This is a genomic window from Bacillus sp. LQ01, from assembly GCF_057624735.1.
This window is the reverse complement of sequence record NZ_JBYEZL010000001.1, coordinates 383,952-407,669: the sequence shown is the minus strand read 5'-3', so window position 1 is coordinate 407,669 and position 23,718 is coordinate 383,952. Positions and strand designations below refer to the sequence as shown.

Below are 23,718 nucleotides of genomic sequence, written 5' to 3'. Positions count from 1 at the left end.
TATCTCCCAAGTCTTTGAGATTATAAGGTGGTTTTATTTTTATTTGAATACGTACCAGCCAAGTGGCAATTTCAGTCCTAAGTATAATACTGCTACTAGCGCAACAATAAATAAGCCCCAAACCGCCCCTGTTGGTTTGTTTTTGCTCATTTTCACAAGAACCATTTCCATTCCGCCGATAACTAAAATACCAGCTAACATTTTCAGGCCGTACCACATGTGCATGCTACCTGTTGCTGTCTTCACAATACTCATGTACAACATGAAGCCTGTCACAATAATGATGATATACATTAGGCGAAGCCCCATATGTACACCCTTACCTTTTCTTCCTGCTGAATAAAGTGAATACGCAACGAAGAATAAAATTAAACCTAACGCCCATGCTGTAATATGCATATGTACCATCGTATCCCTTACCTCCTCTTTTCACACTTTTTCACTCTATATGATAACATGTTCATTTATTTTCAGGAAATGTTTCGCTTTTTTACATTTAAATGCTATAATATTTAGAGTATTTACAAACTTCTTGTAATAACAAAAGGGGGAACAATCATGATTCAAACTAAGGATATTATCGAACTTACAGACACATACGGAGCAAATAACTATCACCCACTTCCAATCGTTATTTCTAAAGCAGAAGGTGTTTGGGTAGAAGATCCTGAAGGAAACCGCTATATGGACTTATTAAGTGCATATTCTGCAGTAAACCAAGGTCATCGTCACCCGAAAATTATTAACGCTTTAATTGACCAAGCTAATCGTGTTACGTTAACTTCTCGTGCTTTCCATAGCGATCAATTAGGTCCTTGGTACGAAAAAGTTGCGAAACTAACTAATAAAGAAATGGTACTTCCAATGAATACAGGTGCTGAAGCTGTTGAAACTGCAATTAAAACAGTTCGTCGCTGGGCTTACGATGTGAAGAAAGTAGAAGCAAACCGCGCTGAAATCATCGTTTGTGAAGATAACTTCCACGGACGTACAATGGGTTCTGTTTCTATGTCTTCAAACGAAGAGTACAAGCGTGGATTCGGTCCAATGCTTCCTGGCATCGTTGTAATTCCTTACGGTGATTTAGAAGCATTAAAAGCCGCAATTACACCAAACACAGCAGCATTCATTTTAGAGCCAATTCAAGGTGAAGCAGGAATTAACATCCCACCAGCTGGTTACTTAAAAGAAGCTTTTGAAGTATGTAAAAAAGAAAACGTTTTATTTGTAGCAGATGAAATCCAAACTGGCTTAGGCCGTACTGGTAAAGTATTTGCTTGTGACTGGGACAATGTAACTCCTGACATGTACATACTTGGTAAAGCACTTGGCGGCGGCGTATTCCCAATCTCTTGCGTAGCAGCAAACCGCGACATTTTAGGCGTATTCGAGCCAGGTTCTCACGGTTCTACATTCGGTGGTAACCCACTTGCATGTGCTGTTTCTATCGCAGCTCTTGAAGTGTTAGAAGAAGAAAAATTAACAGAGCGTTCTCTTCAATTAGGTGAAAAATTAGTTGGGCAATTAAAAGAGATTGATAACCCAATGATCACTGAAGTTCGCGGTAAAGGTTTATTCATCGGTATCGAATTAAACGAACCAGCTCGTCCTTACTGTGAACAACTAAAAGCAGCTGGTCTACTATGTAAAGAAACACATGAAAACGTAATTCGTATCGCACCACCTCTAGTAATCTCTGAAGAAGATTTAGAGTGGGCATTCCAAAAAATTAAAGCTGTATTATCGTAATGATAGAGAGGTTGTCCGACATGTTGGGACAACCTCTTTCTTTTTATATTCATTTACATTAAGATAATTTTGTAATTTTCTGTATTTTAAAATCGTAAAGGAGATGCGATATGCTATTAAGATATGGTAAACATATTAACTATTTAGCTACATCTTTTATTTTAGTTACATTCTTTGGCTTCCTACTTTCCACAACATGGCTTACTCACTACTCAACTCCTACTACATTCACACTACTGAAAGCATCATTTTGGACTGCTGTTATTCTTACTATCATTGGTTTTGGACGAGAAAAAAGCGCACTTACGGTTATACTATTTGGCATTTGTACACTTGCATTCATTGGTCTTTACACTTTTTCCGTTATTGATTACCTCTATAACCCAAGGCCATAAAAAAGAGCTATCTTTTAACAAGATAGCTCTTTTCTTCACTTCACTACATTTCGCAAAGTACCAATTCCTTCTACTGTAATAACCACTTCATCACCAGCATGTAAAAACTTCGGTGGTGTGAAACCTTTTCCGACACCAGCCGGGGTTCCTGTTGCGATAATATCGCCTGGTTCTAAAGTCATTCCTTTACTTATCGTTGAAATAATTTCTTCTATTGAAAAAATCATTTTATTTGTGTTGGAAGTTTGCCTTACTTCTCCATTTACTACCGTTTCAATGTGTAATGCATTCGGCGCATTAACCACCGATTTATGAATTAAATACGGTCCCATCGGACAAAATGTATCGAAGCTTTTCCCAAGGAAAAACTGTTTATGTTTTCTTTGAATGTCTCGAGCTGTTACATCATTTATAATCGTATAACCAAAAACATGCTCAAGCGCTTTTTCTTTTTTTATTTGCTTCCCTCGCTTACCAATAATGATAGCTAATTCTCCTTCGTAATCTAGTTCGTCCGTTGCATGAGGGTGACCATTAATTTGCTCATTTATGCCAATAACTGTTGTTGGTGCTTTCGTAAAAATCATTATATTTTCTGGAATAGACTCTATTCCGCCCATTTCTATGGCATGCTCACGATAGTTTTTTCCAACGCACAAAATATTCTTTCTTGGCCTTGGAATCGGTGCTAATATTTTCACCTCTGTTAACGGATAATACGCCGCTTCCCCGTTCTCTTTTGCCCAATTTACAATTTCACATACTTTCTCAAAGCATTCAGTTCCTCTTTCAATACACTCTAACATTGTAATAGGGATTGTAACCTTTTCCCCTTTTTGTCTTTGCGCTTCTCTTAAGTGTAATACCTTTTTTTCTTCTTCATCCACAATACCTACAAATACCTTTTCTTCTTTCTTCGCCGTTACAAAACGCAATATTTCCACTCTCCATCCTAAAACTCATGCCCTTTAATTGTATTCGCATCCGTAAGAAAAAAACCTTCTCATACACGCTAATTTTTACAATATTCTTCTCATACCCTATTCGTTACGCCTTTATATTTGGCATAAAATGTAGAAATTTTACTTTTTTTAGCGAAGGTATTTCTTTTTTATGGAGTTTTTGTATAATATGTACTACATATATACTAAAAATTTCATTTAGAGATGGAGCCGATTTCAATGTTTGAGCAAGCGATTGAAAAAAAACGTGAAAAAATGATTTATTTTGCTGAACGCTATGGAATGACTTCTCAAAAAACAGTGGATTGTAGCCAAGAACTGGACAGGCTCTTAAATGTAATTTGGCATGTACATACGGATTTTCACCCAAATCAAACACTCGACACACACACGCAATAGCGTGTGTGTCTTTTATTTCAAAAAAACACACATTTTATTGAAAACGCCCATACAATAGTAGAAAAGAAAATTTTAAAAACGAAGGGTGTTTTATATGCCAGCTATGGTCGGACATATTCGTATCGTCAATATTGGATCAAGTGGTATTTTTCATATTGGAGATGTATTTGCGATTAGGCCTATTAGTTACTCACGTGCTTTCGCCGGGGCCGGCTCTTTCAACGTTGGAGACAATGTTTCTGTCTACAATTATCAAAGTGCAACGACTGTCAACGATTCAGATGTAATCGATCAAGCGATAATTGGCTCAACTTAAAGGAGGCAATTGCATTGAATTTTTATGTAAACCAAAGTATCATCATCAACAGTATTAAAATTGATAGCATTACAACCTCTTCTGTGTTCCAAATTGGTACTGCCGGAAGTATTAAAGCCCTATCTAAATTTTCAAATACGGGCGGATTTACGGAGCCGCTTCGCCCATTACAGGCGAAAGGACAAATTATTTCTATCAAACCATCAACTAGTTCTTCTTAAGACATCCTTGTCATAAATATATAGCAGGAATATTTTTACCCTCCCTATTGAAAAGGAGGTTTCACAAATGAATCAAGATATATATACTTACTTACACCAACTTCAACAAGCTCTTCAAACACAACAAGCAGCCATCCTGAATTTAGAAGATCAAGTGCGCCAACTCCAAGAAGAGCTTAACGAATTAAAAAATCGCCCCTCCTCTTCTGTAGGAAAAGTGGAATACAAATTCGATCAATTAAAAGTCGAAAATTTAAATGGTACTTTAAATATTGGTTTAAACCCATTTTCAGCAAAAGGACAACAAATTGAAGATTTTCAAGTGGATACAGAAACATTGAAGGTAAACCCTGAAACTGAAACAAACCCAGACTTTTATCAAGGTATCCTCCAAGAAATGCATCGATACTTAGATGAAGAAGCATATAATCGTATTCTCCATTTTGAACAAGAAGAGCGGACACCGCTTGATGAAATGTATCGACAAATGATGGTGGATGACATAAAAAAACAGATGGAGCATCGACTCCCTTATTATTTATCACAAGCGCAATCATATGAAGGTATTTCAACAGATCCAGATTATTTACGAGATATCATTATTCAGGCAATGAAACAAGATATTGACAAAGCCTTTCTCTCCTTTATTCAGCACATACCGGGAAATTTCCGAAAGGAGTAAGTATGTATGAACCTTAACGTTGTAAACCGTGAGTTAAAAGTCGGACAGATTAAAATGAACGGTGTATCGTCGTCCGCACTCTTTTTAATTGGAGATGCAAATCTCCTCATTCTATCTTCTATTCTCGATACACCATTTGAAACAGTTACAGAGGGTCCATTTGTACCATTAGTAACAGATGTCCCTCCTACTCCAGGTTAAGGAGACTGAGAAATTATGTTGCATCATGTGTCTATTGTCCAAAATGTTTCTATTATTTCTTTAGGGATTGCTGGTGTATTTCAAGTTGGAGATGCAAACCAAATGGAATTAAAAAGTAGAGCTATTGCCGTCCACCGTGAAATTCCTTTTTATATACGGGGAGAAGGTCGCTTTGATGCTTTTGAAATCTTTACAGATGAACACATTACAATTCCAAAACGAACGACAGATGTAAAATTAAACATTGTAAATGAATGCCCTTTTATTGAAGTTAATAACGTTGAATTACGCACACTTTTAAATTCTGGTTGCTTTCAAATTGGAAATGTTGATTATGGTTTTAATAACTCTCGTATTATACAAATCCGCCAATATATTACGGATGAACCTTCCGCACAATAATTCATATAGTAATTAAAAAGCTTAGTAAAGTAGGTGGATGGTATGCCTTCGGTTGTAGGAAATCTCGTCGTGCAAAACAGTAACGGCTCTTTCAACTTAGGAGATTTTTATAACGTATCTCCGAAAGAAAACACGAAAGCCTATAACGGATCTGGAGCTTCCAATGTTGGGTTTGTCGTGAATACGTTTAACGGTGTTAGTGCAACGAATACATTTGATTCTGATGTGGCAGATCAAGATCAGATTGGAACAGCGTAAAAAAAGTAGGAGATATTCTCCTACTTTTTTCTTTTATCTAATTCAAAATTATTAAAATAAAATTTTAATAAGCAAGAACTTTACTGTCCACAAATAGTGGTATAAACAAGTAAGTAGTGAAGAGGCACTATTTCATTTTATTTAAATGATAACCCGCTCTCCTCCAAAGCCCTCCTAAGCTTCGGCAAAGACGCATGTCCCATACCATGCAGTTTTAATATTTCTTTTTCACTATATTTTGAGAGTTCTTCTACAGTTTGAATTCCATGGTGTTCTAATGCCCTTCTTGCTGGCGCTGAAAGAAGAGAGAGAAAACCTTCTTTTGGTTTTCTCTCTTTCTCACAGACTGGGCAAGTTGGACAATCGCTACTTTTATAGTACTCGTGTCCCTGTTCACAAGTTCTTAACGTTTTTTCCGTTACCATTTTCAAGCCCCTCTATTCTTCAATATTTACAACGTGATTCCCATCAAAGAAGTATAAACATTTCTCTTTTACAGGATGTTGTAAGCTTTTCTCCAGTGCTTTTGCATATAACGAAAGCTGCACTTTATATCGATCTTCTAAAATTGGTTTCGCTTGTTCGAATCCGCCTGGAAATTTCCCTTCAATCGTATCTGTTTTGAAGTCGATTAACGTAATGCCATCTTCCTCTTCAATCATGCAGTCGATAACCCCTTGGACAAGAATCGATTCCCCGCTATTCCCTTGCCAATCTTGATATGCTTCTTCTGCTGCAAGCATCATCGTAAATGGAACTTCACGCTCAACACTTTTCGCCGCTAATACCCTTTTACCTAAGTCACTGTCAAAGAATGAAATTACTTTTTCAATCGCTATTTCTTCCGCCTGCTCGAATGTTAATAATTCCTTATTTACCATTCCAGCAATTTGCTCTTGAAGAACTTCAACCGTAATCGGCTTCTTCAAATCAACATGCTGCATAACGGCATGGACTGCTGTTCCGCGCTCTGCGTACGTTAACCCTTTTTTCTCCATAAAGCGCGGACGTGTTTTAATTGGTGCACGTAGTTTTTTAATAAAGGCGTTATCACTACCATCTTCTGATTGATAATTTCTCTTTATTTCTGTAACAGATTGCTTCGCACGGTGAGATGTTGCTTCCTCATATCCGTACTTCCACATTAATCTGTCGTACACTTCATCTTTTCGTTCACTTTCTAACGGCACAGCCTTTTTCTCACGAAGCGCTTCTAACAATTCTTGTTTCTCTTCTTGAACTGGCTCTGGTGCAAGTAGCGTATTACCGTCCACAACTTCTACTTTCCAGCTCGTGTCATACCCGTAAATTTCATCTGGAATACTTCCTTGTCCTAATTCAAGAAGCATTTCACTATCACGGTGTCTATATAATGAAGGTGCAATCCAGTCTAAATAACAAGACGCCCCGGCACGTATGTGATCTGGTAATAACCATTCACTATATTCCCTCGCATCAAGCCATTTTTCCATTTCCTTATTTGCATCCTTAACTGTTCCGATTAAAATTAACTTCTCTTTCGCGCGCGTCAACGCTACGTATAGTACGCGCATTTCTTCCGCAATTAATTCCATTTTCATTTTACGCTTAATCGCAAGCTGTGATAATGTTGTATATTTAATTCGTTTACGCGGATCGATAAATTGCGAACCGAAACCGAAATCTTTATGCAATAAGAAACGTTTCATTAAGTCTTGTGTATTAAAACGACGACCGAGTCCAGCTACAAATACAACCGGGAACTCTAACCCTTTACTTTTATGAATCGTCATAATGCGAACAACGTCTTCTTGTTCACCGAGGGCCCTCGCCGTACCCATGTCATCACCGCGTTCTAAAATACGTTCAATAAAACGTAAGAAGCGGAATAATCCTCTAAATGATGTTGCTTCGTATTGTCTTGCGCGGTCATATAGTACGCGTAAGTTTGCCTGCCTTTGCTTTCCAGCTGGTAAACCGCCAACGAAGTCGTAATAACCTGTCTCACCGTACACTTTCCAAATTAAATCAGAAAGTGATTGTTGACGTGCAAATTCACGCCATCCTTGCAGTAAGTTATAAAACCACTCTAATTTATCATGAAGTTCTTGCTCCTCTTCAAGTGGTGCCCCTTTTAAGAATGAGCTCATTACTTCATAAAACGAGCTTTTCTTTCCATGAGCACGAAGCGTTGCAAGTTCTTCATCGCTCAATCCAACGATTGGAGAACGAAGTACAGCTGCAAGCGGAATATCTTGCATCGGATTATCAATAACGCGGAATACGTTCATCATAATATTTACTTCCGTCGCTTCAAAGTAACCAGTCGCAAGGTCAGCGTACACTGGAATTCCTTGTAATTTTAACTCTTCCATAATTTGCGGGGCCCACGGCATGGAGCGAAGTAAAATAACGAAGTCGCGGTATTGTACTGGGCGCATACTATCATTTTTACGGTCATACACTTCATAACCTGAATCAACCATCGCTTTAATGCGCTGCGCCATAAGACGAGCTTCAAGCTGTGCTTTTTCGACTTCTGCACCTTCTTCTCCGTCTATTACTTCTTCTTCCGTTTGCTGAATGCACAGTAGTTCTGCCGCTACATCTTCACCTTCTGGATAGGTAGCACCTAACTTTAATTCAGCGTCTGCATCGTAGTCGATTTCTCCGACTTCTTCACCCATAATTTGTTTGAAGATAAAGTTCGTACCTGCTAACACTTCATGACGACTACGGAAGTTTTTCGCTAAGTCGATCTTCATTCCACCGCCCAATCCTTCTTGTGTGAAGCGTTTATATTTTCCTAGGAATAGTCCTGGTTCGGCTAGTCGGAAACGATAAATCGACTGCTTTACGTCACCAACCATGAACAAGTTTCCTTCACTCTCAGAATCTTTCGTTACGAATTTAATAATAGATTCCTGTACAAAGTTCGTATCTTGATATTCATCGACTAATACTTCAGCAAATTTATTACGATATTGGAGCGCCACTGCTGACGGATTCATTTCACCATTTTCACTTTGTTCACTTAAAATTTGTAAACAGAAATGCTCTAAATCTGTGAAATCGACCATTCCTTTATCTCGCTTCATCGCTTGGAAACGCTCTGTAAATACTTTTACAAGTTGAACAAGCTTTTCTAATACTGGGTGCATATCTTGAAAATCTCGTAAGAAACTTTCAGGTTTTCGGCTAAATAACTCTTCTTGTAATTTCTTCACTTCATCTTTCGCTTTATTACGAAGAGAGTCTACTTGTTTTACAACATCTTCATTGTAATCACTTTTCTTAATACGCTTTAACGTTTGCCACGATACGTTTTGCATCGCTTCATACAAACTTGTCCACGACTCCTGAGCAGCTGATGATAGCGTTCCAAGTAAAGCTACATCTGCTTGCAGGGTTTCAATGCGAGGCGCTGGACCGTCAGGAAGCATTGCGAGTTCAGTTGCCTTACGAATATGCTGTTCCGCTGTTTCAAGCTGGAATTTCACATCTTCTAATAAATAAGAAGCATATACTAAATCTTCAATTGTCTTTCCTTCTACGTCATATGCTTCTACTAATTTATCAAGCCATTTTTCCGGATTTGGATGCGCTCTTGACTCTGTATGAAGCGCTAAAATCATACGTTGTAAGTCATCATCACTACGGTCACTCGTATAACGATCAACAAGTTCAAAGAAGATTGTATTATCTTCGATTCCGTACTCTTCTTCTAATATGTCATCTAACACTTCTTCTTTTAACAATTCATTTTCTGTTTGATTCGCAATACGGAAACGAGGATCAACATCAAGCATGTAGTAATATCCTCTAATTACTTGTAAACAGAATGAGTGAATTGTTGAAATGGAAGCTTTATTTAATAGGCTCAGCTGCTTTCTTACGTGTTGAGAGCCTGGTTCATCAATTAATACCTTTTCTAACGCTTCCCCGATTCGGTTTTTCATCTCTTGCGCCGCTGCATTCGTAAATGTTACAACGAGCAGGCGGTCGACATCGACTGGATTCTCTTCATTAATAATCTTTTTAATAATACGTTCAACTAATACTGCTGTTTTCCCTGACCCAGCTGCAGCCGCAACTAAAATATCACGTCCATTCGCTACAACAGCTTTCCACTGGTCATCTGTCCATTGACTACCTTCTGGTTTTTCAGGCCAATTTTCTATCATTCTCCGCCAACCTCCTCTCTTATTTTCTCCATCGCTTCGCTATCTTTCATATCTTTTAACGATCGGAACTGATTATCTTCAAGTGACTCATCAAATTGACAAACAGATTTGAAGTTACAGAACGTACATGCTGCTTTATTTCCCATTTTATAAGGAGCAATATCGATAACACCTTCTGTAATATCTTTTCCGATATTTTCAAACGTATGGTGTACATATTTTTGCAGTACGTTAAACTCTTGCTCACTTGCAATACTTGAACGCGCACTAAAGCTACCGTCTTTTTTCAGGCCAGCAGAAATAATATCTGAACTTCCTGTTGAAAGTTTGTTATCCATTAAACGAACAACGTCAGCATCTCCTAATACGAGTCCTTTCATTTTAAATTTCTTTAAAATTTCTTTTTCAATTTCAGCTTCAGATGCGTCACCTTTCATCTCAACGATTGGGTTATGAATATGGAAATACAATACACCAGCTGGTGATGCTGCGTGACCTTTTTTCATCCACGTCTGCGCATTCGAAGTAACAACATCTAAATACGTTAACATTTGAAGTGCTAATCCGTAATACACTTCCGTTAAATCTAACGCTTTTGAACTTGATTTATAATCAATAATACGTAAGAACGTCCCATTTTCATCTTCTGCCTTATCAACACGGTCAATACGGCCGACAACTTCCATCTTCACACCATTTGGTAATGAGAATTCCATCGGCGGAAGTGATCCTGTACCACCCATACCGAACGGCACTTCTAAATCAACTGGTACGAATCCGCTTGACTTCGCATGTTCACGAAGAATGATTGACGTACGGAAAATGATTTGTTGTAGTTTTTGTTTTAAATAGAAATGACGGTTTGAACTTAATAAAATTTGTCGTTGTAATAACGGTGCGATTTCTTCTATTACTAAAACAGAAAGATGCTCACACTCTTTTATGGATAAATCCGCCCAAGTACGGTTTTCACGCAATAGCTTGTCCGCAATTTTCTTTAATGCCGCATGGAATAATTCGCCGATGTCCGGCGCATCAAGCTTGAAAATATCACGCTCTCTAAGCGATAAACCGTGCTGCGCAAAATGAGCGTATGCACAACGGTTAAATAGTTCCATACGAGAGACGCTTCCTTTAATTATATCTCCGTATAAATCTCTACTTACTGCTGTACTTAGTTTCTTCGCACGATTTCGATAGAATAAACTTGATAAGACGCGGCTACTTTTTTGTTTCCATTCATCTGAAGTTACGTAGAAATTATATACGTCCCACCAAAAGTCTAAATTCCCTTCAAATCCGTATCGCTTCCACGTTTGTAGTTGCTGCATAACGTAAGATAACGTTACTTCTGGCGTTGCTACGTATGAAATTTGTTCTGAACGTGATAAATCGTTTACGTCATTGGTAATAAATGAATCTTTCACATTAGGGAACATTCTTTTTATTTTCTTAATAAAGCTAGACGCAAGTAACGTCTTTCCTTCTTCATCTGCAAGCGGGCATGAAATATATAACTTCTCAGATGCTCTCGTTACCATTTGATACATAACGAACTGTTCTTCTAACAAAGTTTGTCTCGTCGTTGGCGCTAATTCAATCCCTGCTGCACCAAGAACTTCTCTTTCTTCATCAGAAAGCATACCTTCGTCCATAGGTGCTGCTGGAATAACACCCTCATTTACACCTATAATAAACGTTGCTTTCACGTCAGATAACCTGGAGTGATCAATATTAGCAATTAACACTTGGTCTAATGACGGCGGAATGTTAGCAAATTGAAGTGCCTCAAGACCTGTCGACATAACGTCCGTAAACATAGAAAGAGACATTTTCTCTTCACCAAGCATCTCTACAAACGTATCAAGAAGGCTCATTACTTCTTCCCATACTTGTTCATGATCTGTCGCAAATAAGAAATCTCCACTTTCTTCTGCACGTATACGTAATTCTTCTAGTTTTTTCGGAACATCCAGCTCTTCTAGAAATAAGTAAACTGCTTCACACATTTGCATAACTGTTCCTGCACGCTTTAACCTTTTTTGCATGCGAATAACAGGTGTTCTTACAACGTCACGTAACCTATTTATTTTCTCTTCCATTTCACGTTCACTGTCTGTAATCATCCCGTTCGTATCATCAAGAGAACGATAACGGCGATACATCCATGGATCCTCTGAAGTCCACCTCTTTCCTTGTACACCGTACGCTAAACAGTAATTTTCAAATTCATCCATTTCTTCACGCATCGTTTCTTTTCTTACGTCTAATGGATATAAAAGCTCTGTTTTCACGCAGCGGAACACCGCATCATAACGCCAATTCCCACTAATAATCTCGAGTGCAGAACGAATACATTCTACTAATGGGTGGTGTGACATCGGGCGCTTTTCATCGATGAAGTGCGGGATATTGTAATCTGTAAATAACGTGCGCATCACATCGTAATAACTTTCCCCATTACGAAGAAGCACTGCAATATCTCGGTAACGATATTTTTCATTCGCAACAAGTTTACGAATTTCACGAGCAACACCTTCTACCTCCGCTCGTAAATTCGCAGCTGTGCTAATCGTTACACTCGCTTCACCGTTAAATTTTTCATTCGGACGCGCTTCATAATGAGCTTCTAAATGCGCTAATGCGGGAGAATGAAAACGCGGCTGTTCCATAAGTGGAATTGTTTTTTCAATTTCTATTTTCTCTTCACGCGCTACTTGTTTGATTTTTTCATACGTTAACGTCGTTTCATAAAATAAATCGAGTTCATTTACTGGCTGTGCTAACGCTTTTTCATCTATCGTTAACGTGATCGTAACTCTCGCTCCGCAAATCATAAGCTGTCTTACAATCTCTAACTCTTGCGGGGAGAGTGAATGAAATCCATCTATATAAATTTCCGCACCATTTACATATTCAGACTGCGGAAGCTTTTCCACTAGCAATTGTAGGTAGTCTTCTGAATCTAAATATTTTCCAATTAAAGCACGTTCAAAATCATCGTATAGTAACTGTAAATCATACACTTTATTCGCTAGTAACTTTTGTTCGGCACTGCTACTATGCGCATCCAATTGTTGCCACATTTCATATACGTTAGATGGCGTTACATTGTAACGTTTAAACTCTGCAATCATACTGCCAAGATGTTCAAAGAAACCGTTTTGCTCCGCTGCTTTTTGGAACACCGATAATCCATCTTTACGAGACTCTACAATTTTACGGAGTAACATATGTACACCCGCTTCATCAATATGAAGACGACTCGCTCCGCCAACTTCTTGTAGTACCTTCCACGCTAATCGTGAAAAACTAAAAACTTGTGCCCGAATAGAACCTCTTACATCCTCACTTCCAATTAACGCCTGCTGCGTCTGGAATGTCATCTGTTCTGGCACAAGATATAATATTGTTTTCCCTCTCGGGCGTTGTTTTAACTCTTCTTGCACTTCGCGTAAACAAAGTGTACTTTTTCCACTTCCCGCTCTACCAATCACAAATCGAAGTGACATGTAACCCCACCTTTCACTTACATAACGAACGTTAGTTTGCTACTATAATTGTATTATAGTACACGAAAAAAGACAAACTGAGTTGTTTGTCTTTTCTATACTTCTACTTCATTATATCAACCTTTTGAAAAATTCGTTTGCACCTCTTGAATTGGCCAATATCGCAAATCAACTTTACCGACAACTGTATCAGCTTTTACAAAGCCAAAGTGTCTACTATCCCAGCTCCCGAGCCGGTTATCACCTACTACAAAAATAAACCCGGGTGGCACCAGCTTTTCTTTCGTTAACTCTTCTAATGTAAAGTCGCCTGTTAGTTGCCTTCCATTTATCTCTTTCTTATACTTCTCTAAATACGGCTCATCAATAAATTGACCGTTTATATATAACTTATCCTGCTTATATTCAATATGATCTCCAGGTAAACCGATAACCCGCTTTACATAGTCCTCTTTTTTATTCGCATGAAATACCACAACGTCAAATCTGTTCAAGTCACCAACTTGATAACTCACCTTATTTACAACTAGCATATTGCCATCCTGCAATGTCGGCATCATTGACTTCCCCTCTACAACATACGTTGAAAAGAAAAACGTTCGAAAAAATACAGCTAATAATACACCAATTAAAATTGTTCGTATCCACTCTATGCCTTCTTTTTTCAAAGTTTTCTTCATCTGCTTCTCCCCTTATCCTTTAATACTGAAGCTTTCCTTTACAAAGAAGACTATTCTTAATGTAGTTCTAACTTTACTTCGATTTTCTTACCGACATACCATAAAATAAAAATACCAATCGCTACAATAACTGATTTCACTGGATTATGAATAAATGACATTAAATCATGACCGATATACGTTAAAATAAAAATCATCACAAGTTTTCCGAATGCTAACGCTAGACCAAACTGTTTTACACTAATTCGGGATAAACCAGCGACAACATTTATTAGCGCTGACGGTGTAAACGGAAAACAAAATATAACAAAAATCGGTGCGAATCCTTTCCTTTCAATCCACCCCATTGCTTTTCGTACTCTCTCATGCTTATTTACAAACGAAAAGAAACGACTGCGACCAAAATGGCGGATGATGAAAAAGACAAGTAATGCACCCATTACTGATCCAAGCCATGAATAAAGAAAACCGAGCCAAAAGCCAAATGCAACAGCATTCGCCAGTACAAATACAATAAGCGGTAATGCTGGAATCAACGCCTCTATCATCGGTAAACCAATACCAAGAAGTGGTCCGAACGCTTTATAACTCTCAACAATATGATCCATATTTTCTGGTGAAAAATACTCTTTGATTGTCTGAAAATCCATTCTACACTTTACCCCTTTACTCTAAATACTATCCCTACTGTATCATTGCTTATATGAAAGAGGAAATGGTAGATACGACATACGGAGATGTATTTATTAAAGTTTCCATATCTTTCATAAGAATTCCTTCATTATTTAGCTATGATAATCTATCAATATTCGACAGGACGTGTCGTTCATTTTGTTATTTAGATTGTTTTTCGGTTTTTATCGGTAAATGAAATTATACTGGTGATTTTCTAAATATATCAATTACAACTCGTTTTTTCTAATATATCGCCTTATCTACAAAGACTGACTGACAAACAAAAAAAGAATGGGGATTCCCCCATCCTTTCACACTTCGCCTTCCTTCACAAAATACACCTTCTCATAAGCGGGTCTTAATGTTGATTCCTCTTTTTTATCGACCTCTTTAAAACAAGGATTCCCTTGTTTTTTCCTACGATCTTCATATTCAGTACGTAATTTCGCTGTACGATTTTGTTGATTTTCAAAACTAGTTTTTGATATTTCTAATTTCACAGCAAAGCCATTTATAAATCTAATAATAAGATTTCCATCTTCTAATTCTTTATTACTTTCAATATAAAAATGAGACAACCAAGCGCACTCTTTTCTAGAGTAAGAATAGGTAGGGAAAAAATAAAGTTGATCTGCTGGACTAATCGCAATCGGTGCTTTATGTGTAATATGAGTTAACTCTTTCGTTCCTTCTTTTCTGCCTAAGAAACTAGAGCCATGCTTGCGGCAACTTCTTTCTATAATATCTAGAGGTTTTTGAAATACGAAAAAAGAATCATTCATTTCAACGACTCGCGTAACAATTTTCTTTTCACTTAGAATAACAGGAAGTAAGGCCATCGTATTTTTCGTTACAACATAATTTTCGACATAGCGTTCCACTTTACTTTCCATACTCCATTATCTCCTTTTTTCCATTTATATTAGCAGCTGCATATATAATTTTAGCATCTATGAAAAGGAAATAGCTTACAAGTTCCGCTTTTTTACAATTTTTTATCATTTATCAAACATTTGTTAAACAATAAAATCACAATATAGAAATTAATTAATTTTAAAGTTATAAAAACAGCATTTATACTACCTATAAATATTTATTATCCATTCCTCATTTCACATCATTACAACAACTAACTTTGCTATAATTAAAATGTAAATCCAATATATGGAGGGCCACTATGGAAGAAAAAGAGATTCAACCATCGATTCAAATGAAAAATAGTAGCGTCATTATCGTGAAAAACTCAGCTAGTATTATATTCGGTTTATTTTTCATTCTGCTATTCTTTGCCAAACCGTTTCGTAAATCAAAATGTCCAGAATGTAAAAAACGTGAGAAGAAAAAATCAGGGCAAGAACAATAAAAGGCCTTCCTTTATGGAATGCCTTTTTACATTCGTAGTATCATTTTATTTATTCTTCTTCACCCTAAAAAACGACTATATTTTCTTCCAAGGTTCTCTACATCTTTTTTGATTTGTAATATGATCCTTATATAAAACATGAGAAAGAGTATTTGTACTTGTTATCCGCTTTTAATTTTTATTAAAAAATTCAAATTTGCACATCTTTATCCATCACTAACAATTCGTTAATTAGTTAACTTTGTAATATAAGTTTTGTATATAATGTCATTCAAAAACACAATATATATAAGTAGCTATTTATAATTACATTGCTTTTTATCGAATTCTAAAAAGGAGTTGTATACTATGGATAAAGAAAATCCATTAAATCAGCAGGTTAATAGCATTCCCTCAGATGCTCTGAATACCCCTAGTAAGGAACAAGAACAACTGTTAGAAACATCATCTCAAAACGTACAAAATTCCAACAACAACGCTAACAAAAAAGATGTTACTCAAGGTCTATCTGGAAAAGATTTCCCCATTTCAACAGAGAATACAAATTTATAGTTATTTACTATCATACGCAGCAAATGCTCTTGCTGAACTAATTCTTCTACAGAAACTAATACGCATTCCAGATAATTTTTTACCAGTTGTAACATCGAAAAAGAGATTTAGATATAAAAACAGGCTCTAAAAAAACTTTCTCCACAACAAAAAAAGGATGGCATTAGCCATCCTTTTTTCCATCATCAACTATAAAATTATAGTTTGATTACGTTTTTAGCTTGAGGTCCACGGTTACCGTCTTCGATTTCGAAGCTAACTTTTTGACCTTCTTCTAAAGATTTGAAACCGTCAGTTTCGATTGCTGAGAAGTGTACGAATACGTCGTTTTCGCCTGGAACTTCGATGAAACCGAAACCTTTTTCGTTGTTAAACCATTTTACTTGTCCTGTTACTGCCATAATTATTTCCTCCTAAGAAAATACAAATTTTAAATTTTTTAGTCTTCCTGTCTAAAAAAAGAATCCACACATTATCAAATACGAAACATAAACTAGTTCTCACATACTTTTTCTCGTTCGTTTTCAGCACTTGATAACATATGGATTGCTTAATTTAACTATTCAACTGACATCATCATAGCACATTAAAATAAAATGTACAATCTTTTTCGAAAATAGAATTTCTAATTTTTAGTATTTCTTATAAAATATAATTATCTCTATTCTAAATAAGGAGGAGTTTATGACCAATAAAATTCCTAAAAAAACATTAAAAAGAATTGAAGAGGATATTGAAAATAATAATCTTGGAAAAGCAAGAGATAGATTGCATGGCCTCATCTTTACATACCCAAATGAATTACATCTTCGAAAACAACTCGGAGATATTTATTATAAATTACAATATCCAGAAATGGCTGGACGTTACTGGTATCTAAAAGAGCATAAAACAGGTATTATGCATGAATCATGTTTATTATTTGAAAAATCAATGGGAAATAGTCCTCATCATATTGCACGTGCTTTAAAGTTTAAAGGCGATTCTAACCATATAAAAGGTTTGTATAAAGATCAACCTTTATCTTCAGTGCAGAAGAAAGTAGCAGAGGAGTTAATTTATGAGTATAAAGAAACATGGAAAGATAAGCTAGTTCCTTTTGGCTGTCTAGCATTGCTTGCTTCCCTTCTCTTTTCTGCCGTTGTTGGTCTATTCACTATTTGGAATTGGATTTTTTAATCACAGGGGGAATTTTCACATGTCAAACTACGCTAAAGAAGAAAGGCTAACAGGGGGAAACGTCTCAAGCGTATATCGTTCTGAAAATACTGTTCGGCGAGAGTTAAAGCCAGACAGTGAAAAGATTCATAAGCTATTGCAACATTTAGAAAACAAAGGATTTCATTATGCTCCAAAGTTTTTAGGTGTAGATGAAAAGGATAGAGAGATTTTATCCTTTATTGAAGGAGAAGCTGGCAATTATCCTTTAAAAGAATATATGCGATCTAATGATGTATTAAAAGAAATAGCAAAGATGCTCCGCCTTTACCATGATGCTGTAAGTGATTTTCCGTTATTAGCTGATTGGAAACCGATGGATCATACTCCAAATAACATTGAGGTTTTATGTCACAATGATTTTGCCATATATAACATTATTTTTAATAATAAGAAGCCAGTAGGGATTATTGATTTCGATGTTGCTGCTCCTGGTCCAAGACTATGGGATATCGCTTATACACTCTATACTTGTGTGCCTTTAAGTAGAGTGTATTATACTGAATCCGGTGAAGCCGTTCATTATGACTCATCGCAACATGCAGATCGTATTAAAGAGAGAGTGAATTTGTTCGTTCAGTCCTATGATAAAAATATGGATGAAGATTACTTAGGAATGGTGTTGCTTCGATTAGAAGGGTTATGTACATATATGAAACGAAAAGCTCAAGAAGGCGACTTGAATTTCCAAAGAATGATCGATGAAGGACATCTAGAGCATTATGAGAAAGATATGAAGTTTATTCGTGATCATAGGGCTGAGTGGAGTTGATTTAGTAATAAAGAAAAGTTAGTATCGTTTTTTGCCGACAACGCAATCTCTCTTTTCGAATCGTTTAGAAAATAACAAGGGGCACCTTTCAAAAAGGTGCCCCTTCCTTTTATTTCGTAAACTGTGCTTCTTCCGTAGATCCTTTTAACGCTGTCGTTGATGAAGTTCCGCCTGTAATCACTTGTGCCACTTCATCAAAGTAACCTGTTCCTACTTCGCGTTGATGACGTGTTGCAGAGTAGCCATGTTTTTCAGCTTCGAATTCTGCTTGTTGTAGTTCAGAGTATGCTGCCATGCCGCGCTCTTTATAGCCACGTGCTAGTTCAAACATACCGTAATTTAATGAATGGAATCCAGCAAGTGTTACGAATTGGAACTTGTAACCGTAAGATGCGATTTCCTTTTGGAAGCTTGCAATTGTTTTTTCATCTAGTTTTTGTTTCCAGTTGAATGAAGGTGAGCAGTTATATGCAAGTAGCTTCCCTGGATGCTCCTTATGAATTGCGTCCGCAAATCGTTTTGCATCTTCTAAATTTGGTTCTGACGTTTCACACCAAACGAGGTCTGCGTACGGTGCATACGCTAACCCGCGCGCAATTGCTTGATCAAGACCTGCATTCGTACGGTAAAATCCTTCTGGTGTTCTTTCTCCTGTAATAAATGCTTTATCAACAGGATCAATATCGCTCGTAATTAAATCAGCTGCATCCGCATCTGTTCTTGCAACGATAATTGTCGGCACTCCCATTACATCTGCTGCAAGGCGTGCAGAAATTAAATTGCGTACTGCTGTTTGCGTTGGTAGTAGTACTTTTCCGCCTAAATGGCCACATTTTTTCTCTGAAGATAATTGATCTTCAAAATGCACACCTGATGCACCTGCTTCAATCATACCTTTCATCAGTTCGAATACATTTAATTGCCCACCAAATCCAGCTTCAGCATCTGCTACAATCGGTACGAAATAGTCTGTATCATCGCTTCCTTCCATATGCTGAATTTGATCCGCACGTTGAAGCGTTTGATTAATTCGTTTTACTACAGCAGGTACGCTGTTCGCTGGATATAAACTTTGGTCTGGATACATATGCCCAGAAAGGTTTGCATCAGCTGCTACTTGCCAACCACTTAAGTAAATCGCTTTTAACCCAGCTTTTACTTGTTGCATCGCTTGGTTTCCTGTTAATGCGCCAAGTGCGTTAATATAGTCTTCTGTATGAAGCGATGTCCAAAGCTTCTCAGCACCACGACGCGCTAACGTATGTTCAATATCAATTGACCCGCGCAGGCGAATTACATCTTCTGCCGAATATGGACGTGTGATCCCTTTCCAACGCTCATCTAATTCCCAGCTTTCTTGTAACTTCTCGATTCTTTCGTTTTTCATTTGTTCCATCCCCTTTTCATTTTTTATAAAATTTCATAACCCGGTAATGTTAAAAATGGTACGAATTCATCATTTCGAACGAGATTTGTAAACAACGTTGTCGCCTCTTGGAATCTCCCTTTCTTAAAGGCTTCCTTACCAATCTCTCTTTCTATTTTTGCTAATTCTTCTTCTTTTAATTCTTCCATTAATTCAAGCGTAATATTACGACCATCATTTAGTTTTCCACCTTCATGACGAATCCATTGCCATACTTGTGCTCTTGAAATTTCAGCTGTTGCCGCATCTTCCATTAAGTTATAAATGGGTGCTGCTCCCCGTCCGCTTAACCAGGATGCAATATATTGAATACCTACGCTAATATTCATGCGAAGGCCCTCTTCTGTAATCGTTCCCACCGGTACCTCTAGTAAATCGCTTTCTGTTACACATATTTCTTCACGTTTTCTAAAAATTTGATTTGGTGTTTTCATAATGTGATTAAACACTTCCATTGCAACCGGTACAAGTCCAGGGTGGGCAACCCAAGTCCCGTCATGACCGTCTAAAGCTTCGCGTTCCTTATCAGCACGCACTTTTTCAAAAGCTGCTTCATTTGCTTCTGGATTATTTTTAATCGGAATTTGTGCCGCCATTCCTCCAATTGCTGGTGCATTACGGCGGTGACATGTTTGAATTACTTTCAAAGAATACGAACGCATAAATGGCGCCGTCATCGTGACTTGTGCTCTATCTGGTAGTAAGAATTTATTATGATTACGGAAACTCTTTAAAAAGCTAAAAATATAATCCCATCTTCCGCAGTTTAAGCCAGCAGAATGATCTTTTAGCTCATACAAAATTTCATCCATTTCAAACGAAGCGTGAATCGTTTCCAGTAACACAGTTGCTTTAATCGTTCCATTTGGAATGCCGATATATTTTTGAGCAAATACGAATACATCATTCCATAATCTCGCTTCTAAATAACTTTCCATTTTCGGTAAGTAAAAGTATGGGCCGCTCCCTTTTGCTAAAAGAGCTTTCGCATTATGGAAAAAGTACAAGCCGAAGTCTACTAAGCTACCCGACATATTTTTCCCATCAACTTGCATATGCTTTTCCTCTAAATGCCATCCTCTTGGACGTACAATGAGTACAGCTGTTTTCTCATTTAATCTATATTCTTTCCCTTTATCATTTTCATGTGAAATCGTTCCCTTTACTGCATCTCGTAAATTGATTTGGCCTTCCACTGCATTTTCCCAAGTTGGTGAATTCGAATCTTCAAAATCCGCCATAAAAAGATGCGCTCCTGAATTTAAAGCGTTAATGACCATCTTTCTATCTACCGGTCCAGTAATCTCTACACGGCGATCCTCTAAGTCTTTTGGCAGCTTGGCAATTGTCCAATCCGCTTCACGTATGTGTTTTGTTTCTTCTAGAAACTTCGGAAACTCCCCTGCATCAATTCTCTTTTGTTTTTCTACACGTTTTTGTAAAAGTTCTATGCGGCGCTCATTAAAATTCTCATGTAGTTCCTTCAAAAAACTAAGCACCTCAGGTGTCAATATTTCGCTGTACGCTGGTAACATTTCTCCAACGAGTGTAACCCGTGAAGTTTGCGTCGACATATTAGCATCCCCTTCTTAAACTGTTTTATAACAGATTTGATTTCATGTTTTATATTATATAACAAATCTTCAGAAAAGGAAGTTTTTTTTGAAAATTCATTTCGTTTTTTTTCAAAACGCCATTCTTTCGCGCTTTATTTCATACAAAAAAGGCCACTGTTATACAACAACGACCTTTTTGTATTATTTTTGAATTTCACTTTGACTAGTTAAACTTTATTACTGCCCTTGTTCCATATCATGCAATATTGCTCTATGTAAAAACTGTGCGTATTGTTCTCTCGTTACCTTCATAGACGGACCGAATTTACCTTCTCCGATTCCCATTGTAATACCATTTGTTTGTACTGCACTAATTGCATTCGTTGCCCATGAATTTGCTGAAACATCATTAAAGTTATGAGATCCCTTTGCCTGTAGGTCAAAAGCATTCGTAAGAACTTGTGCCATTTCCGCACGCGTTAACGTCGCCTTCGGTCTAAAGTTTCCATTCTCGTCTCCCTGGAAAATTCCGATTTCCGTTAGAGCCAATATCTCCTCGATAAAGCTTGTTGAATTTTCATCGATATCTCCATATGGGTTTTCATATTCATCTTGTTCTTCCATATCAAACACACGGTAAATTAAAGCTGCAACTTGCTCACGTGTTACATTATCCCCAAAACCGAATATTCCATCGCCATATCCCAAAATTATTTCTTGTTCCGCTAATTCATGAATTGCCTCATATGCCCAATGTCCTTTTGGTACATCTTTAAATACAATTGTATTTGCTTTTTGCAACGGTGCACTTTCCGCTTTTACACTATTACTCTCTGCTGAGAATAACACCCCACCCATAATTGTTAATGCTGTAGCTGTTTTTAATAATTTTTTGCTCATCAAATTATCTCCCCAATATGTATATGTTTTTTTAAAAATATACAGAATAAATGGTATAGTGACAATATATTTTCCGACACATTTCGTGACGGTTTTGTGAATCATATTACACATCATGTCTTTTTCATCGGGTTGATTATAAAGCTTGTTTATAACCATAAAAATACATAAATACGAATAATAATTCTTTTTTAAACAAACAAAAAAGCACAAATTTTTCTATTTGTGCTTTCATATTTCACTCTACTTCCAATCCTCTTTCAAATGATAATTAATAATCGCATTATTAATAAACTGAGCATATTGTTCTCTAGGTACAGGGCGATTTAATTCATACATGCCATTCCCAGTTCCTCTCACAACATTATTAGATTGTAACGCACTAATTGCATCTTCTGCCCAGTGACCTTTTGGAATATCTTTAAATGTATGTTTTTGTTTCGTTTCAAAATTAAATGCTCGTTTTAAAATGACAGCCATTTCCGCTCTAGAGATTGGTGCTTTCGGTCTAAAATCCCCTTGGCCATCCCCTGTAAAAACACCACGTTTTGTTAACGCTAAAATTTCCTTTTTAAAAGTGGTTGTACTATCAGAAACATCTTTATATGGATTCGCTACTGGCCCTTCTTCTTTTATCTCAAGTGTTCTGTAAATAGTCCCAGCTACTTGTTCACGTGTTATAAGATCGCCAACACCATACTTCCCGTTTCCATACCCTAATATAATTTTATGATACGCTAAATCCATAATAGCATCATATGCCCAAAATCCGTATGGAACATCTTCAAACACAATCATTTGTGGATACTCTTCCGCTTTTACAGGTGTCACATTCGCCCCTGCAAATATACCTCCTGCCATTGTCGCAATCATCATTACACCCAATATTTTTTTCTTCATTATCCTCTCTCCCTATTTCATTCAAATAAAATGAACTTCATCGTTTCAGGAGTACTATTTTTTTGTGAATGTAAGATAAAATGCAAATCTTCTAGAAGAAATATTCCCACTACCTTTCTGCTTTATACCCCCTTCTTTCTTTTTCAAAAAGGAAGTTGTCACATCTAAGGTGTTATATACTAAAACATTCTACAATCTCTTTATAAACTCCTTTTCACTTTATAACTTCCCTTTATTGGCACCTAAAGGAGATGCCTAATGGAGATTACTATATTCATGGTTTATATTTCAGAGGTAGCATCCCCCTTCACTGATAACTCGCTTTCGCTGAATTTTGAGGTGGGGGTCTTACTGCCCAGCAAATAACGGGATAAAAAAATCATCCTTTTTTCTTAAAAGAGGATGATTTTTTTATA

At 36.9% G+C, this 23,718-nt stretch carries 26 protein-coding genes; 13 read left to right on the top strand and 13 right to left on the bottom strand.

Annotated features, from left to right (window positions below; translation table 11 throughout):
* Window positions 1-39 precede the first annotated feature (39 nt).
* Window positions 40-408: a YisL family protein gene (locus AC22L0_RS02235; protein WP_000233495.1), complete on the bottom strand. Its 369-nt coding sequence runs from the start codon at window positions 406-408 to the stop codon at window positions 40-42.
* A 150-nt stretch (window positions 409-558) separates the two neighbouring features.
* Here AC22L0_RS02235 and rocD point away from each other — a divergent pair, with 150 nt between their 5' ends.
* Both rocD and AC22L0_RS02225 read left to right on the top strand, forming a co-directional pair.
* Window positions 559-1,749 carry an ornithine aminotransferase gene (rocD, locus tag AC22L0_RS02230; RefSeq protein ID WP_000616658.1) on the top strand — a complete coding sequence of 397 codons (1,191 nt, stop codon included), beginning with the start codon at window positions 559-561 and terminating at the stop codon, window positions 1,747-1,749.
* 110 nt (window positions 1,750-1,859) lie between these two features.
* Complete coding sequence (locus tag AC22L0_RS02225) at window positions 1,860-2,144, top strand: hypothetical protein (protein WP_000926864.1); 285 nt, start codon at window positions 1,860-1,862, stop codon at window positions 2,142-2,144.
* Between the two features lie 35 nt (window positions 2,145-2,179).
* On the opposite strand, the gene AC22L0_RS02220 is transcribed toward AC22L0_RS02225, so the two are convergent.
* Window positions 2,180-3,079 carry a fumarylacetoacetate hydrolase family protein gene (locus tag AC22L0_RS02220; protein ID WP_001213086.1) on the bottom strand — a complete coding sequence of 300 codons (900 nt, stop codon included), beginning with the start codon at window positions 3,077-3,079 and terminating at the stop codon, window positions 2,180-2,182.
* A gap of 246 nt (window positions 3,080-3,325) precedes the next feature.
* On the opposite strand from AC22L0_RS02220, the gene AC22L0_RS02215 reads away from it, so the two are divergent.
* The 7 genes from AC22L0_RS02215 to gerPF all read left to right on the top strand — a co-directional run bounded on the left by AC22L0_RS02215 (window position 3,326) and on the right by gerPF (window position 5,585).
* Window positions 3,326-3,505: an aspartyl-phosphate phosphatase Spo0E family protein gene (locus tag AC22L0_RS02215; protein ID WP_000462845.1), complete on the top strand. Its 180-nt coding sequence runs from the start codon at window positions 3,326-3,328 to the stop codon at window positions 3,503-3,505.
* Window positions 3,506-3,599: 94 nt separating this feature from the next.
* Window positions 3,600-3,821: a spore germination protein GerPA gene (gene gerPA, locus AC22L0_RS02210; protein WP_001111187.1), complete on the top strand. Its 222-nt coding sequence runs from the start codon at window positions 3,600-3,602 to the stop codon at window positions 3,819-3,821.
* A gap of 14 nt (window positions 3,822-3,835) precedes the next feature.
* The gene (gene gerPB / locus AC22L0_RS02205; RefSeq protein ID WP_001012508.1) at window positions 3,836-4,042 is read left to right on the top strand and encodes a spore germination protein GerPB; all 207 of its coding nucleotides are present in this window, start codon (window positions 3,836-3,838) and stop codon (window positions 4,040-4,042) included.
* Between the two features lie 67 nt (window positions 4,043-4,109).
* Window positions 4,110-4,724 carry a spore germination protein GerPC gene (gene gerPC / locus AC22L0_RS02200; protein WP_001070760.1) on the top strand — a complete coding sequence of 205 codons (615 nt, stop codon included), beginning with the start codon at window positions 4,110-4,112 and terminating at the stop codon, window positions 4,722-4,724.
* 6 nt (window positions 4,725-4,730) lie between these two features.
* Window positions 4,731-4,925: a spore germination protein GerPD gene (gene gerPD, locus AC22L0_RS02195; protein WP_001052807.1), complete on the top strand. Its 195-nt coding sequence runs from the start codon at window positions 4,731-4,733 to the stop codon at window positions 4,923-4,925.
* A gap of 15 nt (window positions 4,926-4,940) precedes the next feature.
* Window positions 4,941-5,327 (top strand): spore germination protein GerPE, encoded by a 387-nt coding sequence (locus AC22L0_RS02190; RefSeq protein ID WP_000902322.1) that lies wholly within the window; start codon window positions 4,941-4,943, stop codon window positions 5,325-5,327.
* 42 nt (window positions 5,328-5,369) lie between these two features.
* Window positions 5,370-5,585, top strand: a complete 216-nt coding sequence (gene gerPF / locus AC22L0_RS02185; RefSeq protein WP_001141566.1) for a spore germination protein GerPF — start codon at window positions 5,370-5,372, stop codon at window positions 5,583-5,585.
* Window positions 5,586-5,722: 137 nt separating this feature from the next.
* On the opposite strand, the gene AC22L0_RS02180 is transcribed toward gerPF, so the two are convergent.
* The 6 genes from AC22L0_RS02180 to AC22L0_RS02155 all read right to left on the bottom strand — a co-directional run bounded on the left by AC22L0_RS02180 (window position 5,723) and on the right by AC22L0_RS02155 (window position 15,508).
* Window positions 5,723-6,010: an RNA polymerase alpha subunit C-terminal domain-containing protein gene (locus tag AC22L0_RS02180; protein ID WP_000255725.1), complete on the bottom strand. Its 288-nt coding sequence runs from the start codon at window positions 6,008-6,010 to the stop codon at window positions 5,723-5,725.
* A gap of 12 nt (window positions 6,011-6,022) precedes the next feature.
* Entirely contained in the window at window positions 6,023-9,748 is a 3,726-nt protein-coding gene (addA, locus tag AC22L0_RS02175) for a helicase-exonuclease AddAB subunit AddA (RefSeq protein WP_487272123.1), read from the bottom strand.
* On the bottom strand, window positions 9,745-13,260 hold the full coding sequence (addB, locus tag AC22L0_RS02170; protein WP_000058605.1) for a helicase-exonuclease AddAB subunit AddB: 3,516 nt from the start codon (window positions 13,258-13,260) through the stop codon (window positions 9,745-9,747). The genes addA and addB overlap by 4 nt, the downstream gene beginning before the upstream one ends.
* 116 nt (window positions 13,261-13,376) lie before the next feature.
* Window positions 13,377-13,940, bottom strand: a complete 564-nt coding sequence (lepB, locus tag AC22L0_RS02165; RefSeq protein ID WP_000751910.1) for a signal peptidase I — start codon at window positions 13,938-13,940, stop codon at window positions 13,377-13,379.
* A gap of 56 nt (window positions 13,941-13,996) precedes the next feature.
* Window positions 13,997-14,590 (bottom strand): TVP38/TMEM64 family protein, encoded by a 594-nt coding sequence (locus AC22L0_RS02160; RefSeq protein ID WP_000347517.1) that lies wholly within the window; start codon window positions 14,588-14,590, stop codon window positions 13,997-13,999.
* Between the two features lie 336 nt (window positions 14,591-14,926).
* Window positions 14,927-15,508 carry a competence protein ComK gene (locus tag AC22L0_RS02155; RefSeq protein ID WP_000444439.1) on the bottom strand — a complete coding sequence of 194 codons (582 nt, stop codon included), beginning with the start codon at window positions 15,506-15,508 and terminating at the stop codon, window positions 14,927-14,929.
* A 284-nt stretch (window positions 15,509-15,792) separates the two neighbouring features.
* Between AC22L0_RS02155 and AC22L0_RS02150 the strand changes: the two genes are divergently transcribed.
* Both AC22L0_RS02150 and AC22L0_RS02145 read left to right on the top strand, forming a co-directional pair.
* Window positions 15,793-15,978 carry a hypothetical protein gene (locus tag AC22L0_RS02150; protein ID WP_000391373.1) on the top strand — a complete coding sequence of 62 codons (186 nt, stop codon included), beginning with the start codon at window positions 15,793-15,795 and terminating at the stop codon, window positions 15,976-15,978.
* Window positions 15,979-16,326: 348 nt separating this feature from the next.
* Window positions 16,327-16,530 (top strand): hypothetical protein, encoded by a 204-nt coding sequence (locus AC22L0_RS02145; RefSeq protein ID WP_000356922.1) that lies wholly within the window; start codon window positions 16,327-16,329, stop codon window positions 16,528-16,530.
* A gap of 197 nt (window positions 16,531-16,727) precedes the next feature.
* On the opposite strand, the gene cspA is transcribed toward AC22L0_RS02145, so the two are convergent.
* Entirely contained in the window at window positions 16,728-16,931 is a 204-nt protein-coding gene (gene cspA, locus AC22L0_RS02140) for an RNA chaperone/antiterminator CspA (RefSeq protein WP_000301518.1), read from the bottom strand.
* Between the two features lie 283 nt (window positions 16,932-17,214).
* Between cspA and AC22L0_RS02135 the strand changes: the two genes are divergently transcribed.
* Complete coding sequence (locus AC22L0_RS02135) at window positions 17,215-17,709, top strand: DUF6584 family protein (RefSeq protein ID WP_487272120.1); 495 nt, start codon at window positions 17,215-17,217, stop codon at window positions 17,707-17,709.
* 19 nt (window positions 17,710-17,728) lie between these two features.
* Window positions 17,729-18,520: a phosphotransferase gene (locus tag AC22L0_RS02130; RefSeq protein ID WP_000073788.1), complete on the top strand. Its 792-nt coding sequence runs from the start codon at window positions 17,729-17,731 to the stop codon at window positions 18,518-18,520.
* 109 nt (window positions 18,521-18,629) lie between these two features.
* On the opposite strand, the gene aceA is transcribed toward AC22L0_RS02130, so the two are convergent.
* The 4 genes from aceA to AC22L0_RS02110 all read right to left on the bottom strand — a co-directional run bounded on the left by aceA (window position 18,630) and on the right by AC22L0_RS02110 (window position 23,302).
* Window positions 18,630-19,907: an isocitrate lyase gene (aceA, locus tag AC22L0_RS02125; RefSeq protein ID WP_487272118.1), complete on the bottom strand. Its 1,278-nt coding sequence runs from the start codon at window positions 19,905-19,907 to the stop codon at window positions 18,630-18,632.
* Window positions 19,908-19,930: 23 nt separating this feature from the next.
* Window positions 19,931-21,520, bottom strand: coding sequence for a malate synthase A (gene aceB / locus AC22L0_RS02120; protein ID WP_000107348.1), 1,590 nt, complete (start codon window positions 21,518-21,520; stop codon window positions 19,931-19,933).
* Window positions 21,521-21,739: 219 nt separating this feature from the next.
* Window positions 21,740-22,507 (bottom strand): S-layer homology domain-containing protein, encoded by a 768-nt coding sequence (locus AC22L0_RS02115; protein WP_114159535.1) that lies wholly within the window; start codon window positions 22,505-22,507, stop codon window positions 21,740-21,742.
* Between the two features lie 138 nt (window positions 22,508-22,645).
* Window positions 22,646-23,302 carry an S-layer homology domain-containing protein gene (locus AC22L0_RS02110; protein ID WP_000727094.1) on the bottom strand — a complete coding sequence of 219 codons (657 nt, stop codon included), beginning with the start codon at window positions 23,300-23,302 and terminating at the stop codon, window positions 22,646-22,648.
* Between the last annotated feature and the right edge of the window lie 416 nt (window positions 23,303-23,718).

What these genes read in the sequence shown, in the direction of transcription:
- AC22L0_RS02155 (WP_000444439.1), bottom strand. Translation starts at nt 15,508, where the DNA reads ATGGAAAGTAAAGTGGAACGCTATGTCGAAAATTATGTTGTAACGAAA.
- AC22L0_RS02115 (WP_114159535.1), bottom strand. Translation starts at nt 22,507, where the DNA reads ATGATTCACAAAACCGTCACGAAATGTGTCGGAAAATATATTGTCACT.
- AC22L0_RS02235 (WP_000233495.1), bottom strand. Translation starts at nt 408, where the DNA reads ATGGTACATATGCATATTACAGCATGGGCGTTAGGTTTAATTTTATTC.
- gerPA (WP_001111187.1), top strand. Translation starts at nt 3,600, where the DNA reads ATGCCAGCTATGGTCGGACATATTCGTATCGTCAATATTGGATCAAGT.
- AC22L0_RS02145 (WP_000356922.1), top strand. Translation starts at nt 16,327, where the DNA reads ATGGATAAAGAAAATCCATTAAATCAGCAGGTTAATAGCATTCCCTCA.
- lepB (WP_000751910.1), bottom strand. Translation starts at nt 13,940, where the DNA reads ATGAAGAAAACTTTGAAAAAAGAAGGCATAGAGTGGATACGAACAATT.
- AC22L0_RS02215 (WP_000462845.1), top strand. Translation starts at nt 3,326, where the DNA reads ATGTTTGAGCAAGCGATTGAAAAAAAACGTGAAAAAATGATTTATTTT.
- gerPC (WP_001070760.1), top strand. Translation starts at nt 4,110, where the DNA reads ATGAATCAAGATATATATACTTACTTACACCAACTTCAACAAGCTCTT.
- AC22L0_RS02130 (WP_000073788.1), top strand. Translation starts at nt 17,729, where the DNA reads ATGTCAAACTACGCTAAAGAAGAAAGGCTAACAGGGGGAAACGTCTCA.
- aceA (WP_487272118.1), bottom strand. Translation starts at nt 19,907, where the DNA reads ATGAAAAACGAAAGAATCGAGAAGTTACAAGAAAGCTGGGAATTAGAT.
- gerPD (WP_001052807.1), top strand. Translation starts at nt 4,731, where the DNA reads ATGAACCTTAACGTTGTAAACCGTGAGTTAAAAGTCGGACAGATTAAA.
- AC22L0_RS02150 (WP_000391373.1), top strand. Translation starts at nt 15,793, where the DNA reads ATGGAAGAAAAAGAGATTCAACCATCGATTCAAATGAAAAATAGTAGC.
- addB (WP_000058605.1), bottom strand. Translation starts at nt 13,260, where the DNA reads ATGTCACTTCGATTTGTGATTGGTAGAGCGGGAAGTGGAAAAAGTACA.
- aceB (WP_000107348.1), bottom strand. Translation starts at nt 21,520, where the DNA reads ATGTCGACGCAAACTTCACGGGTTACACTCGTTGGAGAAATGTTACCA.
- addA (WP_487272123.1), bottom strand. Translation starts at nt 9,748, where the DNA reads ATGATAGAAAATTGGCCTGAAAAACCAGAAGGTAGTCAATGGACAGAT.
- AC22L0_RS02110 (WP_000727094.1), bottom strand. Translation starts at nt 23,302, where the DNA reads ATGAAGAAAAAAATATTGGGTGTAATGATGATTGCGACAATGGCAGGA.
- gerPF (WP_001141566.1), top strand. Translation starts at nt 5,370, where the DNA reads ATGCCTTCGGTTGTAGGAAATCTCGTCGTGCAAAACAGTAACGGCTCT.
- rocD (WP_000616658.1), top strand. Translation starts at nt 559, where the DNA reads ATGATTCAAACTAAGGATATTATCGAACTTACAGACACATACGGAGCA.
- AC22L0_RS02190 (WP_000902322.1), top strand. Translation starts at nt 4,941, where the DNA reads ATGTTGCATCATGTGTCTATTGTCCAAAATGTTTCTATTATTTCTTTA.
- AC22L0_RS02180 (WP_000255725.1), bottom strand. Translation starts at nt 6,010, where the DNA reads ATGGTAACGGAAAAAACGTTAAGAACTTGTGAACAGGGACACGAGTAC.
- AC22L0_RS02160 (WP_000347517.1), bottom strand. Translation starts at nt 14,590, where the DNA reads ATGGATTTTCAGACAATCAAAGAGTATTTTTCACCAGAAAATATGGAT.
- cspA (WP_000301518.1), bottom strand. Translation starts at nt 16,931, where the DNA reads ATGGCAGTAACAGGACAAGTAAAATGGTTTAACAACGAAAAAGGTTTC.
- AC22L0_RS02135 (WP_487272120.1), top strand. Translation starts at nt 17,215, where the DNA reads ATGACCAATAAAATTCCTAAAAAAACATTAAAAAGAATTGAAGAGGAT.
- AC22L0_RS02225 (WP_000926864.1), top strand. Translation starts at nt 1,860, where the DNA reads ATGCTATTAAGATATGGTAAACATATTAACTATTTAGCTACATCTTTT.